This window comes from Devosia sp. A16, from assembly GCF_001402915.1.
GTDB lineage: Bacteria > Pseudomonadota > Alphaproteobacteria > Rhizobiales > Devosiaceae > Devosia_A.
Genome location: NZ_CP012945.1, coordinates 4,554,811 through 4,568,404 on the forward strand (window position 1 = coordinate 4,554,811; position 13,594 = coordinate 4,568,404).

Here is a 13,594-nt window from a genome sequence, read left to right on the forward strand (position 1 = left end):
TGCCACTTGCGCGGCGCGAGGCTTTTCAGTAGAGGGAGGGCCGCAGGTTTAGGGGTATAGCTCAGTTGGTAGAGCATCGGTCTCCAAAACCGAGGGTCGAGGGTTCAAGTCCTTCTGCCCCTGCCACCTGCAATAGCTGAAGCCAAGCGCTGGTCAGCACGCATTTCCCTTTGTCGATGGAAACGTGGATGCCGGTATCCGGTGTTCCCAGCCCGCTCGTGTAGCCTCAGCGCGTGGCCGCGGGCGTATGGGCGGCCTGCGTGGGACGCCAGGTCGACAGGTCGACTGGTACTCCAGCCAAGAGCTCCAGGTCAGCCACCTGAGCCCGTTCGACCAGTGCGCGGCCCGCCAGGGTGATCAGCGCTGTGCCCTCGTCGGCGATCATCAGCCAGCCCTTGGCGACCATCGACATGGTCAGATGGGGCGGCACGCTTGCGCCATGTTCGGCCAAGCGCACCAGGGCAACGATTTCCGCCGGGGTGGGACCGGCAAGAACGGCATCACGCATCATTCGAAACTCCCTGCAATGCAGGGACAAGAATGTGCTCGCCTCGATCTGGTTCCGGCGACGGGGGAGGGAATGATCGGTGGTCTCACGCCACGTGACGCTGACCATCAGGCCAGCGGAGCCTCGAAGTGCGGAGCAAAGCAACCAAGATCTGCCGGGCTCCGCGAGGAAGTCAGCGGGCGCGACACGCACGGGTCAGCGGCCCGCTGCTTCCTCCCGAAGCCGATATGGTACTCCGGGCTGCGCCGGCCGCATTTAACAAAGACACTTGCCTGCCGTCGGTCCGCTCGAGCGCGCGACCTTCTCAGTCGGTTCCCGCCACCGACTCGTGGCCGGTCGGCGGAGGCGGTACGTCGATGCCCTCTTCGGCGTATTCGTGCAGTTTGTTGCGCAGCGTCCGTATGCTGATGGCAAGGATCGCCGCAGCGTGGGTGCGATTGCCGTGTGTGGCTCGAAGTGTGGCGAGGATCAGTTCGCGCTCGACATCTGCCGCCTGCAGCCCCACCAGTTGCAGCGTCGCCGCGGGGTCGGGATGAAGATCATAGGCGTACAGCATATGAAGCCCTCACGTTACTCAAGGTCCATCGGCAGGTAAAAACTGAGACCCGCAACGATCAGGAAGCTTGCCACCGCGGCTGCGGCGACGATGATGACGGGGAGCCGATGCCCAAGCCGCGTCCACACGACCGTCTGCAACAGCTCCCCCATTCCCCGATCCTCAGAATCACACCGCTGGTCCACCTGGCTCTGATAGTGGAGACAAGCTGACCGTTGGCTGACAGCCCAGCCGCCCGCCGCGCCGACATCGGCCTGTCATTGGGGCTTGCAATAGCGGGACCAAGTCATTAGATACCGGCTCCCAAGCCGCCCGGGGAGACTCGCGCGGTTCTTCGTTTTTGGCCTGACGGCCCGACTGGAAGTAGAGCTGATGGCTGCACTGAACCCGTTGAAATTCCTGCAAGAGGTTCGTCAGGAAGTCGGCAAGGTCACCTGGCCCACCCGCAACGAGACGCTGGTCTCGACGGTGATGGTGCTGGTGATGGTGGTCATCGCGAGCTTCTTCTTTCTCGCGGCTGATCAGCTCATTTCCTGGCTCGTGCAGCTGATGCTGTCGATCCGCTGAACGGCAGACTGGTTTTTTAGGAGCTTCGACGCGGCATGGCCAAGCGCTGGTATATCGTTCAGGCGTACTCGAACTTCGAGCGCAAGGTGGCGGAAGACATCCGTCAGAAGGTTGCGCAGAAGAAGCTCGAGGACCTGTTCGACGACGTAATCGTGCCGACCGAGAAGGTCGTCGAGATGCGTCGTGGCCGCAAGGTCGATGCCGAACGGAAGTTCTTCCCGGGCTACGTGCTGGTAAAGATGGAAATGACCAACGAGGCGTTCCATCTGATCAAGAACACGCCCAAGGTCACCGGTTTCCTCGGCTCGGGCGACAAGCCGATGCCGATCTCGGAGCGTGAGGCCATGGCGATCCTGCAGCAGGTGCAGGAAGGCGTGGAGCATCCCAAGCCGTCGGTCTCGTTCGAGGTCGGCGAGCAGGTGCGCGTTTCCGATGGTCCCTTCGCCAGCTTCAACGGCGTGGTGGAAGAGGTCGACGAGGAGCGCTCGCGCCTCAAGGTGGAAGTTTCGATCTTCGGGCGTCCGACCCCGGTCGAGCTCGAATACGGTCAGGTCGAGAAGGTCTGACGATCCTGTCGTTGCGCAAGCACGACTGAAGAATTCCGGCGTCAGCCGGATACCGCTGCCGCGAGGGAGCGGAAAACCGTGGGAGGGTAGGGCGCTGCCAGGCGCCCGTAAGATCCCGGACCACGGCGTCTCACGCCCGGGTGACGCCGGGCAGCGTTTGTGAAAGGACGTATCATGGCAAAGAAGATTACTGGCTACCTGAAGCTTCAGGTTCCGGCCGGCTCGGCGACCCCGTCGCCCCCGATCGGCCCCGCGCTCGGCCAGCGCGGCCTCAACATCATGGAATTCTGCAAGGCCTTCAACGCGAAGACCGCCGAGCAGGAAAAGGGTGCCCCGACCCCGGTCGTGATCACCATCTACGCCGACAAGAGCTTCACGTTCGAAACCCGCCTTCCGCCGGTCACCTATCTGATCAAGAAGGCCGTGAACCTGAAGTCCGGTTCCAAGCTTCCGGGCAAGGAGTCCGCCGGCACTATCTCGCAGAAGCAGATTCGCGAGATCGCCGAAAAGAAGATGGCCGACCTCAACGCCTATGACGTCGAGCAGGCCATGACGATGATTGCCGGTTCTGCCCGTTCCATGGGCCTGCAGGTGGAGGGCTGATCATGAGCAAGCTCGGTAAGCGTACTGACGCCGCCCGCGTGGGCATCGATCGCAAGAAGCTCTATGCTCTCAGCGACGCCGTGAAGATGGTCAAGGAACGCGCCAAGGCGAAGTTCGATGAGACCGTCGAAGTTGCGTTCAACCTGGGTGTCGACCCGCGTCACGCCGACCAGATGGTCCGTGGTGTGGTGAACCTGCCCAACGGCACCGGCAAGACCGTCCGCGTCGCCGTGTTCGCCAAGGACGCCAAGGCCGATGAGGCCAAGAAGGCCGGCGCCGACATCGTCGGTGCCGAGGACCTGGTCGAGATCGTCCAGTCGGGCAAGATCGAGTTCGATCGCGTGATCGCGACCCCGGACATGATGCCGCTGGTCGGCCGCCTCGGTAAGATCCTGGGCCCGCGCAACCTGATGCCGAACCCCAAGGTCGGCACCGTAACGCCGGATGTCGCCGGTGCGGTCAAGGCCGCCAAGGGCGGCGCCGTCGAGTTCCGCGTCGAGAAGGCAGGTATCCTGCACGCCGGCGTCGGCAAGGCCTCGTTCTCGGACGAAGCTCTGCTGCAGAACATCAAGGCGTTCGCCGATGCGGTGCAGAAGGCCAAGCCGGCTGGCGCCAAGGGCACCTACGTCAAGCGTGTCGCGGTGTCCTCGACCATGGGCCCCGGCGTCCACGTCGACCCCTCGTCGGTCAACGCCTAACTAGATCAAGAATTCCCGGCGGCAGTCATGCCGTCGGGGTGCCGATCTTCGGATCGGTGAAGTCCTGTCCGAGACTGCGGGTCTGTTCCTTCGGGAGCGCTAATCCCTGTTCAGGGGCCCGCATAGATGGGGTGAAGACCGGAATCCTTGTCCGGTTCGAACCAGGCCAGTTGCCGCCAAGGGGCATTTCGCCCTCCAACGGTCAGCCGGTTGACAGGCATCAACCGCTGCACTCCTCGACGGAGGGCAGCAATTGGCAAACGGTCCGGGACCTATCTCCGGGCCAAATGTGGAGACTAGCAGTGGAAAGAGCGGAAAAGGCTGAGCTCATCACCTCGCTCCAGTCGTCGTTCTCGACGGCCGGGTCGATCGTGGTTGCCCAGAATGCCGGCTTGACCGTTGCTGACCTGGAGACTCTGCGCAAGCAGATGAAGCAGGCCGGCGGTACGATCAAGGTGGCTAAGAACCGCCTCGCCAAGCTTGCTCTGAAGGATACCGACAACGCGGACATCTCGGCCCTGTTCACAGGTCCGACCGTCGTCGCCTTCGCCAAGGATCCCATGACCGCGCCGAAAGTCGCGGCCGCTTTCGCCGACAAGAACCAGAAGTTCGTGGTTCTCGGTGGCGCAATGGGGAAGACCGGGCTCGACGCGAACAACGTCAAGGCGCTCGCCACGATGCCCTCGCTGGACCAGCTCCGCGCCACGCTCGCAGGCATGCTCAAGCAGCCCGCCACGCGTATCGCGTCTGTCCTGCAGGCTCCGGGCGGTGCAGTTGCACGGGTCATTTCGGCTCACGCCGACAAGGGCAATGCAGCATAGGCAAACTACCCACGTTGGGCCGTTCCGGCCCTTCACGGTTCGAACTGAAACATCAAAGAGAGAATACAAATGGCTGATCTCGCCAAACTCGTAGACGACCTGTCTGCCCTGACCGTTCTGGAAGCTTCCGAGCTGTCGAAGCTTCTCGAAGAGAAGTGGGGCGTTTCGGCTGCCGCTCCGGTCGCCGTCGCCGCTGCTCCGGCCGCTGGTGGCGCTGCCGCCGCTGCCGCTGAAGAGAAGACCGAATTCGACGTGATCCTCGCCTCGTTCGGCGACAACAAGATCAACGTCATCAAGGAAGTCCGTGCCATCACCGGTCTGGGCCTGGGCGAAGCCAAGGCTCTGGTCGAAGGCGCTCCGAAGGCCGTCAAGGAAGGCGCTTCGAAGGCTGAGGCCGAGGACATCAAGAAGAAGCTGGAAGCAGCTGGCGCCAAGGTCGACCTCAAGTAAGGTCGTCTGCGGACAACGATCTCGGGCAGCGCGGCGAAAAAGCCGCGCTGCCTTATTTGCGTCGCATTTATGGTATTTGGGACGCGTTCCACCCGCGCGATTGGATGGCCGGGCAGGACAATCACAATTTCGGAGTTCGGATGGCGCTCTTCGAGCGCGGATGAATTCGAGTGCAGTGCAGCGGGGCCATACGGTTCCGCGCAGGCAAGTGCGTAATGACCGGGGCTCCCTCCCACTCACCGGGCCCCGATGACAAGAAGCAAGGCCGATGTCCTGATGCCCGACGGCTGATAGTCGGGCCTTTGGACATCTGCCTCCGAGACATCGAGAAATTTGAGGAGCTGGTATGGCTACCACGTTCAACGGCCGCCGCAAGGTACGCAAGTCGTTCGGCAGCATTCGCGAAGTCACGGAGATGCCCAATCTGATCGAGGTCCAGAAGGCCTCCTACGATCAGTTCCTCCTCGTGGATGAGCCCAAGGGCGGGCGTCCCGACGAGGGGCTTCAGTCCGTTTTCCGGTCGGTTTTTCCGATCACCGACTTTTCCAACACTGCTTCCCTCGAGTTCGTGAAGTACGAGTTCGAGCAGCCCAAGTACGACGTCGACGAGTGCCGTCAGCGCGACATGACGTTCGCAGCGCCGCTCAAGGTCACGCTTCGCCTGATCGTGTTCGAAGTTGATGAAGAGACCGGCGCCCGCTCCGTCAAGGACATCAAGGAGCAGGACGTCTATATGGGCGACATGCCGTTCATGACCATGAACGGCACCTTCATCGTCAACGGCACCGAGCGCGTCATCGTCTCGCAGATGCACCGTTCGCCCGGCGTGTTCTTCGATCACGACAAGGGCAAGACCCACTCCTCGGGCAAGCTGCTGTTTGCCGCACGCATCATCCCGTACCGCGGCTCCTGGCTCGATATCGAGTTCGACGCCAAGGACATCGTGTTCGCCCGTATCGACCGTCGCCGCAAGATTCCGGTGACCTCGCTGCTCAAGGCGCTCGGCATGGACGCCGAGGAAATTCTTGCGACCTATTACGATACGGTCCAGTTCGAGAAGACCAAGACCGGGTGGCAAAAGCCGTTCGACGCCGAGAAGATGAAGAACGCCAAGCCGACGTTCGACCTCATCGACGCCAAGACCGGCGACGTGGTCCACGAGGGCGGCAAGAAGCTGTCGCCGCGGCAGGCCAAGAAGCTCGCCGAGGGCGGACTGACGCATCTCGCCGTGGTGGAAGAGGACCTCTACGGTCAGTTCATCGCGCAGGACCTCGTCAACATGAAGACCGGCGAGATCTTCGCCGAGGCCGGCGACGAGATCGACGAGAAGCTGCTGACCAAGCTCAAGGATGCCGGCTTCGACGAGCTGCCGATCCTCGACATCGATCATGTCACCGTGGGCGCCTACCTGCGCAACACGCTGGCCGTCGACAAGAACGAGACCCGCGAAGACGCGCTGTTCGATATCTATCGCGTCATGCGTCCGGGCGAGCCGCCGACCGTCGAAACCGCCGAAGCCATGTTCAAGTCGCTGTTCTTCGACAGCGAGCGCTATGACCTGAGCGCCGTCGGCCGCGTCAAGATGAACATGCGCCTCGACATCGAGGCCGAGGACACCGTCCGGATCCTGCGCAAGGAAGATATCGTCGAGGTGGTTCGCACCCTCGTCGACCTGCGCGACGGCCGCGGCGAGATCGACGACATCGACAACCTCGGCAACCGCCGCGTGCGTTCGGTCGGCGAGCTGATGGAGAACCACTACCGGCTCGGTCTGCTCCGCATGGAGCGGGCGATCAAGGAGCGCATGTCGTCGGTCGAGATCGACACCGTCATGCCGCAGGATCTGATCAACGCCAAGCCGGCGGCCGCAGCAGTGCGCGAATTCTTCGGCTCGTCGCAGCTCAGCCAGTTCATGGATCAGACCAACCCGCTCTCCGAGATCACGCACAAGCGTCGTCTCTCGGCGCTCGGGCCTGGCGGCCTGACCCGCGAGCGTGCCGGCTTCGAAGTGCGCGACGTGCATCCCACGCACTATGGCCGCATCTGCCCGATCGAGACGCCGGAAGGCCCGAACATCGGTCTGATCAACAGCCTGGCGACGTTTGCGCGCGTCAACAAGTACGGCTTCATCGAGACCCCGTACCGCAAGATCGTCAATGGCAAGGTCACTGACGACGTCGTCTATCTGTCGGCGATGGAAGAGGCCAAGCACTACGTCGCCCAGGCCAATGCCGAGCTCAACGACAAGCGCGAGTTCGCCAACGACCTGATCGTGGCGCGCCATGCCGGTGACAACGGACTGACGCCGAAAGAGACCATCGACCTGATGGACGTGTCGCCCAAGCAGATCGTTTCGGTGGCCGCGGCGCTCATCCCGTTCCTCGAGAACGACGACGCCAACCGCGCCCTGATGGGCTCGAACATGCAGCGTCAGGCTGTGCCGCTGCTGCGCGCCGAGGCCCCGTTCGTGGGCACCGGCATGGAGCCGGTCGTCGCCCGTGACTCGGGCGCTGCGATCGTCGCCAAGCGCAAGGGCATCGTCGACCAGGTGGATGCGACCCGTATCGTTATCCGCGCCACCGAAGAGACCGATGCGTCGAAGTCGGGCGTCGACATCTACAACCTGATGAAGTTCCAGCGTTCGAACCAGTCGACCTGCATCAACCAGCGTCCGCTGGTGGTGGTGGGCGACCACGTCGAGGCCGGCGACATCGTTGCGGATGGTCCCTCGACCGAACTGGGCGATCTGGCTCTCGGTCGCAACGTGCTCGTCGCGTTCATGCCGTGGAACGGCTACAACTTCGAAGACTCGATCCTGCTCAGCGAGAAGATCGCCATGCAGGACGTGTTCACCTCGATCCATATCGAGGAATACGAAGTGATGGCCCGCGACACCAAGCTTGGTCCCGAGGAAATCACCCGCGACATTCCGAACGTTTCGGAAGAAGCGCTGAAGAACCTCGACGAAGCCGGTATCGTGCACATCGGTGCGGAAGTCGCTGCCGGCGACATCCTCGTGGGCAAGATCACCCCGAAGGGCGAAAGCCCGATGACGCCGGAAGAAAAGCTCCTCCGCGCCATCTTCGGCGAGAAGGCCTCGGACGTCCGTGATACCTCGCTCCGCGTTCCGCCGGGCGATGCTGGTACTGTCGTGGAAGTGCGCGTGTTCAACCGCCACGGCATCGACAAGGACGAGCGCGCCATGGCCATCGAGCGCGAGGAAATCGAGCGCCTGGCCAAGGACCGTGATGACGAGCAGTCGATCCTCGACCGCAACGTCTATGCGCGTCTCAAGGAAATGCTGTTCGGCAAGACCGCGACCGCTGGCCCCAAGGGCTATGTCAACGGCACCAAGCTGAACGACGCGACCTTCGACGCTCAGCCGCGGTCCAAGTGGTGGCAGTTCGCCCTCGAGGACGACAAGGTCATGGCCGAGATGGAGGCCCTCCACGCCCAGTACGAGGAGAGCCGCAAGCTGCTCGAGCAGCGCTTCATCGACAAGGTCGACAAGCTGCAGCGCGGTGACGAACTTCCGCCGGGCGTGATGAAGATGGTCAAGGTCTTCGTTGCGACCAAGCGCAAGATCCAGCCGGGCGACAAGATGGCCGGCCGTCACGGCAACAAGGGCGTGGTGTCGCGCATCACCCCGATCGAAGACATGCCGTACCTGGAAGACGGTACGCACGTCGACATCGTGCTGAACCCGCTCGGTGTGCCGTCGCGCATGAACGTGGGTCAGATCCTCGAGACGCACCTTGGCTGGGCCGCTCGCGGGCTGGGCAAGAAGATCGATGAGATCGTCAAGACCTACCAGCAGAAGGGCGACATGACTCCGCTCAAGAAGGAGATCAGCGCGCTCTACGAAGGCGACGAGTACGTGGCCCAGCTCGACGACGACAGCATCCTCCGCCTTGGTGAGCATCTCTCCAAGGGCGTGCCGATCGCCACTCCGGTGTTCGACGGCGCCAAGGAGAGCGACATCGTCGATCTGCTGCAGCGCGCCGGGCTCAACTCGACCGGCCAGTCCATCGTCTTCGATGGCCGCACCGGCGAGCAGTTCGACCGCAAGGTGACCGTGGGCTACATCTATATGCTGAAGCTTCACCACCTCGTGGACGACAAGATCCACGCGCGTTCGATCGGCCCGTACTCGCTCGTTACCCAGCAGCCGCTGGGCGGCAAGGCGCAGTTCGGCGGCCAGCGCTTCGGCGAAATGGAGGTGTGGGCGCTCGAAGCGTACGGCGCCGCCTACACGCTGCAGGAAATGCTGACCATCAAGTCGGACGACGTTGCTGGTCGCACCAAGGTCTACGAGGCGATCGTCAGAGGCGACGACACCTTCGAGGCGGGCATCCCCGAGAGCTTCAACGTTCTCGTCAAGGAAATCCGCTCTCTCGGCCTCAATGTCGAGCTGGACACTTTTGAAGGCGACGCGCTGCCCCAGGGCGGCCCTGCCGATAACCAGCTCGCACCTCCTCAGAACGCGGCGGAATAAGGCTGCCGAGTTCAACCCACATTCACTTCGGACGCTTCCCGGCTCGAGCCGCCGGGAAGCTCCGATAAGAGGAGTCTACCGATGAACACTCATCACCACGTCATGGACCCGTTCAATCCGCAGGTCCCGGTTCAGATGTTCGATCAGATGAAGATCAGCATCGCGAGCCCGGAAAAGATCCTGAGCTGGTCTTACGGCGAGATCAAAAAGCCCGAGACCATCAACTACCGCACGTTCAAGCCCGAGCGCGACGGCCTGTTCTGCGCCCGCATCTTCGGGCCCGTGAAGGACTACGAGTGCCTGTGCGGCAAGTACAAGCGCATGAAGTTCAAGGGCGTCATCTGCGAGAAGTGCGGCGTCGAAGTCACCCTGAGCCGCGTCCGTCGCGAGCGCATGGGCCACATCGAGCTCGCCGCCCCGGTTGCCCATATCTGGTTCCTCAAGTCGCTGCCGTCGCGCATCGCGCTGCTGCTCGACATGACGCTGAAGGATATCGAGCGCATCCTCTACTTCGAGCAGTACGTCGTGCTGGACCCCGGCCTGACCCCGTTCGGCGTGAACGAGCTGGTTACCGAGGAGCAGTATCTCGACGCCCAGGACCAGTATGGTGCCGACAGCTTCACCGCCAAGATCGGCGCCGAGGCCATCCGCGACCTGCTGCTCTCGCTCGACCTCGAAAAGATCGCCGCGGACCTCCGCGTCGAGATCGCCGAGGCGACCACTGAGCTCAAGCCCAAGAAGCTCGCCAAGCGGCTGAAGATCGTCGAGCAGTTCATCGTCTCGGGCAACAAGCCCGAGTGGATGATCATGACTGTCATTCCGGTCATTCCGCCCGAGCTGCGTCCGCTGGTGCCGCTGGATGGCGGCCGTTTCGCCACCTCCGATCTCAACGACCTCTACCGTCGTGTGATCAACCGCAACAACCGCCTGAAGCGCCTGATTGAACTTCGCGCTCCGGACATCATCATCCGCAACGAGAAGCGCATGCTTCAGGAAGCGGTCGATGCGCTGTTCGACAACGGTCGTCGTGGCCGCACCATCACCGGTGCGAACAAGCGTCCGCTGAAGTCGCTTTCTGATATGCTCAAGGGCAAGCAGGGCCGGTTCCGTCAGAACCTGCTCGGCAAGCGCGTGGACTATTCCGGCCGTTCGGTGATCACCGTGGGTCCGGAGCTCAAGCTCCACCAGTGCGGCCTGCCCAAGAAGATGGCGCTCGAGCTGTTCAAGCCCTTCATCTACTCGCGGCTGGAGGCGAAGGGCCTCTCGTCGACGGTGAAGCAGGCAAAGAAGCTGGTCGAGAAGGAGAAGCCCGAGGTCTGGGATATCCTCGACGAAGTGATCCGCGAGCACCCGGTTCTGCTGAACCGTGCGCCCACGCTTCACCGTCTGGGCATCCAGGCGTTCGAGCCGCACCTGATCGAAGGCAAGGCGATCCAGCTGCATCCGCTCGTCTGCGCGGCGTTCAACGCCGACTTCGACGGTGACCAGATGGCCGTGCACGTGCCGCTCTCGCTCGAGGCGCAGCTCGAAGCCCGCGTGCTGATGATGTCGACCAACAACATCCTGCACCCGGCCAACGGTCAGCCGATCATCGTGCCGAGCCAGGACATCGTGCTGGGCCTCTATCACCTCTCCCTCATGAACGAGGGCGAGCCGGGGCAGGGCATGGCCTTCTCGGATATGGGCGAGCTCGAGCACGCCCTGGCATCGGGCGTCGTGACCATGCACTCCAAGATCAAGGGGCGCGTCGACGTCTATGATCTGGAAGGCAATCGCACGACCGAGATCGTCGAGACCACGCCGGGCCGCATGATGCTGGGCAAGCTGCTTCCGAAGCATCCGGCTGTGCCGTATGCGACGGCCAACCAGCTGATGACCAAGAAGATGATCTCCAAGATGATCGACACCGTGTATCGCGGTTGCGGTCAGAAGGAGACGGTCATTTTCTGCGACCGCATCATGGACCTCGGCTTCAAGCACGCTGCCCGCGCCGGCATCTCGTTCGGCAAGGACGACATGGTCATCCCGGCCTCGAAGTACAAAATCGTCGAGGATACCCGGAAGCAGGTCGAAGAGTTCGAGCAGCAGTACAATGACGGCCTGATCACTCAGGGCGAGAAGTACAACAAGGTGGTCGACGCCTGGGCCAAGTGCGGCGACAAGGTCGCCGAAGAGATGATGAAGGGCATCGCTGCCGTTCAGTTCGACAAGGAGACGGGTCGTCAGAAGCCGATCAACTCGGTTTACATGATGAGCCACTCCGGCGCCCGTGGTTCGCCGGCCCAGATGAAGCAGCTTGCCGGTATGCGCGGCCTGATGGCTCGTCCGGACGGCTCGATCATCGAGACCCCGATCACCGCCAACTTCAAGGAAGGCCTGAACGTTCTCGAGTACTTCAACTCGACCCACGGCGCCCGTAAGGGCCTCGCGGACACCGCGCTGAAGACCGCGAACTCGGGTTACCTGACCCGTCGTCTCGTCGACGTGGCGCAGGATGCGATCATCGTGCAGCTCGATTGCGGCACCGATCGCGGCCTGACCATGGAGCCGATCGTCGACTCCGGCCAGGTGGTGGCGACCCTCGGACAGCGCATCCTCGGCCGCACCGCGGCTGACGATATCGTCAACCCCGAGAACGGCGACGTCATCATCGCCAAGGGCACGCTGCTCACGGAGAAGGACGTCGACGTCATCGAGTCCTACAAGGTCCAGACGGTGCGCATCCGCTCGCCGCTGACCTGCGATCTCCGCCAGGGCTGCTGCGCCGCCTGCTACGGTCGCGACCTTGCTCGCGGTACGCCGGTCAACATCGGTGAAGCTGTCGGCGTGATCGCTGCTCAGTCGATCGGTGAGCCGGGTACCCAGCTGACCATGCGTACGTTCCACATCGGTGGCACCGCGCAGGTGGTCGACTCGTCCTACCTCGAGGCTGGTGCCGAGGGTAAGATCGAGATCCGCAACCGCAACGTCGCCAAGGTCGAGGGTGGTCAGCTGATCGCCATGGGCCGTAACGTGACCATCGCCATCCTCGATCACGAGGGCAAGGACCGCGCCACGCACCGCGTGACGTACGGCGCCAAGCTGCGTGTCGATGACGGCGCCGAAGTCAAGCGCGGCCAGCGTATCGCCGAATGGGATCCGTACACCCGTCCGGTGCTGGCCGAAGTCGACGGCGAAGTGGCGTTCGAGGATCTGGTCGATGGTGCCTCGGTGGCGGAAACCACCGACGAGACGACGGGCTTCACCAAGCGCGTCGTGTCGGATTGGCGGACCAGCCAGCGCAGCGACAGCCTGAAGCCTGCCATCACGATCAAGCGTGGCGACGCCGTCGTCAAACTGGATCGCGGCGGCGAAGCGCGGTACCTGCTCTCGGTCGACGCGGTTATCGCGGTCGAGCCGGGCGAGAAGGTTTCGCCGGGTGACGTGTTGGCCCGTATTCCGCTCGAAAGTGCCAAGACCAAGGACATCACCGGCGGTCTGCCGCGTGTGGCCGAGCTGTTCGAGGCCCGTCGTCCCAAGGATCACGCGATCATCGCGGAGATCACCGGCACGATCAAATTCGGTCGCGACTACAAGAACAAGCGCCGGATCATCATCGAAGCCGCCGAGGAGGGCGCCGAGCCCGTCGAGTACCTGATCCCGAAGGGCAAGCCGTTCCACCTGCAGGAAGGCGACACCATCGAGAAGGGTGAGTACATCCTCGACGGCAACCCGGCACCGCACGACATCCTGGCGATCAAGGGCGTGGAAGAGCTTGCGCGCTACCTCGTCAACGAGATCCAGGAAGTCTACCGGCTGCAGGGCGTGCTGATCAACGACAAGCACATCGAGGTGATCGTTCGCCAGATGCTGCAGAAGGTCGAGATCGTGAACCCGGGCGACAGCGGGATGCTCAAGGACGAGCAGCTCGACAAGCTCGACTTCGACGAACTCAACGATCAGCTGGTCGCCGACGGCAAGAAGCCGGCCACCGCCAACCCGGTGCTGCTCGGCATCACCAAGGCCTCGCTGCAGACCCGCTCGTTCGTGTCGGCCGCGTCGTTCCAGGAAACCACCCGCGTCCTCACCGAAGCGGCGGTTTCCGGCAAGGCCGACCTGCTCGAGGGCCTCAAGGAGAACGTCATCGTCGGCCGCCTGATCCCGGCCGGTACCGGTGCGGGCATCTCCAAGGCTAAGGCGATCGCGACCCGTCGCGACGACATGATCCTCGAAGAGCGCCGCCGTCAGGCCGAGACCGCCGCCATCCCGGCGCCGACCCCGACCCCGGTGGAGCCGGCCGAGTAATCGGCAGCTCTGTCAAAGAACGTCAAAAGGGCCCTACGGGGCCCTT

Annotated in this window: 10 protein-coding genes, 1 tRNA gene and 1 pseudogene; 9 read left to right on the plus strand and 3 right to left on the minus strand. The window is 62.9% G+C overall.

Features of this window, described 5'->3' with window-relative positions:
• Nucleotides 1–50: 50 nt before the first annotated feature.
• A tRNA-Trp gene (locus APS40_RS21885) sits at nt 51–126 on the plus strand.
• Between the two features lie 100 nt (nt 127–226).
• On the opposite strand, the gene APS40_RS21890 is transcribed toward APS40_RS21885, so the two are convergent.
• The 3 genes and pseudogenes from APS40_RS21890 to APS40_RS25080 form a co-directional block, all read right to left on the minus strand.
• Nucleotides 227–508 carry a hypothetical protein gene (locus APS40_RS21890; RefSeq protein WP_197279384.1) on the minus strand — a complete coding sequence of 94 codons (282 nt, stop codon included), beginning with the start codon at nt 506–508 and terminating at the stop codon, nt 227–229.
• A gap of 304 nt (nt 509–812) precedes the next feature.
• Nucleotides 813–1,025, minus strand: a pseudogene (locus APS40_RS21895) (helix-turn-helix domain-containing protein); the annotation flags it as partial.
• Between the two features lie 53 nt (nt 1,026–1,078).
• Nucleotides 1,079–1,216: a hypothetical protein gene (locus APS40_RS25080; protein ID WP_156343038.1), complete on the minus strand. Its 138-nt coding sequence runs from the start codon at nt 1,214–1,216 to the stop codon at nt 1,079–1,081.
• A 217-nt stretch (nt 1,217–1,433) separates the two neighbouring features.
• On the opposite strand from APS40_RS25080, the gene secE reads away from it, so the two are divergent.
• The 8 genes from secE (at nt 1,434) to rpoC (ending at nt 13,548) form a co-directional block, all read left to right on the plus strand.
• Nucleotides 1,434–1,631 (plus strand): preprotein translocase subunit SecE, encoded by a 198-nt coding sequence (secE, locus tag APS40_RS21900; RefSeq protein ID WP_055049058.1) that lies wholly within the window; start codon nt 1,434–1,436, stop codon nt 1,629–1,631.
• Between the two features lie 35 nt (nt 1,632–1,666).
• Nucleotides 1,667–2,197 carry a transcription termination/antitermination protein NusG gene (nusG, locus tag APS40_RS21905; protein ID WP_055049059.1) on the plus strand — a complete coding sequence of 177 codons (531 nt, stop codon included), beginning with the start codon at nt 1,667–1,669 and terminating at the stop codon, nt 2,195–2,197.
• A 174-nt stretch (nt 2,198–2,371) separates the two neighbouring features.
• On the plus strand, nt 2,372–2,800 hold the full coding sequence (rplK, locus tag APS40_RS21910) for a 50S ribosomal protein L11 (protein WP_055049060.1): 429 nt from the start codon (nt 2,372–2,374) through the stop codon (nt 2,798–2,800).
• A gap of 2 nt (nt 2,801–2,802) precedes the next feature.
• Entirely contained in the window at nt 2,803–3,498 is a 696-nt protein-coding gene (rplA, locus tag APS40_RS21915) for a 50S ribosomal protein L1 (protein ID WP_055049061.1), read from the plus strand.
• Between the two features lie 302 nt (nt 3,499–3,800).
• Nucleotides 3,801–4,319, plus strand: a complete 519-nt coding sequence (rplJ, locus tag APS40_RS21920; RefSeq protein ID WP_055049062.1) for a 50S ribosomal protein L10 — start codon at nt 3,801–3,803, stop codon at nt 4,317–4,319.
• Nucleotides 4,320–4,388: 69 nt separating this feature from the next.
• Nucleotides 4,389–4,769 carry a 50S ribosomal protein L7/L12 gene (rplL, locus tag APS40_RS21925; RefSeq protein WP_055049063.1) on the plus strand — a complete coding sequence of 127 codons (381 nt, stop codon included), beginning with the start codon at nt 4,389–4,391 and terminating at the stop codon, nt 4,767–4,769.
• A 346-nt stretch (nt 4,770–5,115) separates the two neighbouring features.
• On the plus strand, nt 5,116–9,264 hold the full coding sequence (rpoB, locus tag APS40_RS21930) for a DNA-directed RNA polymerase subunit beta (RefSeq protein WP_055049064.1): 4,149 nt from the start codon (nt 5,116–5,118) through the stop codon (nt 9,262–9,264).
• An 81-nt stretch (nt 9,265–9,345) separates the two neighbouring features.
• Nucleotides 9,346–13,548 (plus strand): DNA-directed RNA polymerase subunit beta', encoded by a 4,203-nt coding sequence (gene rpoC, locus APS40_RS21935; RefSeq protein WP_055049065.1) that lies wholly within the window; start codon nt 9,346–9,348, stop codon nt 13,546–13,548.
• Nucleotides 13,549–13,594 lie beyond the last annotated feature (46 nt).

Coding starts and splice junctions, on each gene's coding strand:
- nusG (WP_055049059.1), top strand. CDS start 1,667: ATGGCCAAGCGCTGGTATATCGTTCAGGCGTACTCGAACTTCGAGCGC.
- rplK (WP_055049060.1), top strand. CDS start 2,372: ATGGCAAAGAAGATTACTGGCTACCTGAAGCTTCAGGTTCCGGCCGGC.
- APS40_RS25080 (WP_156343038.1), bottom strand. CDS start 1,216: ATGGGGGAGCTGTTGCAGACGGTCGTGTGGACGCGGCTTGGGCATCGG.
- rpoB (WP_055049064.1), top strand. CDS start 5,116: ATGGCTACCACGTTCAACGGCCGCCGCAAGGTACGCAAGTCGTTCGGC.
- rplA (WP_055049061.1), top strand. CDS start 2,803: ATGAGCAAGCTCGGTAAGCGTACTGACGCCGCCCGCGTGGGCATCGAT.
- rplL (WP_055049063.1), top strand. CDS start 4,389: ATGGCTGATCTCGCCAAACTCGTAGACGACCTGTCTGCCCTGACCGTT.
- APS40_RS21890 (WP_197279384.1), bottom strand. CDS start 508: ATGCGTGATGCCGTTCTTGCCGGTCCCACCCCGGCGGAAATCGTTGCC.
- rpoC (WP_055049065.1), top strand. CDS start 9,346: ATGAACACTCATCACCACGTCATGGACCCGTTCAATCCGCAGGTCCCG.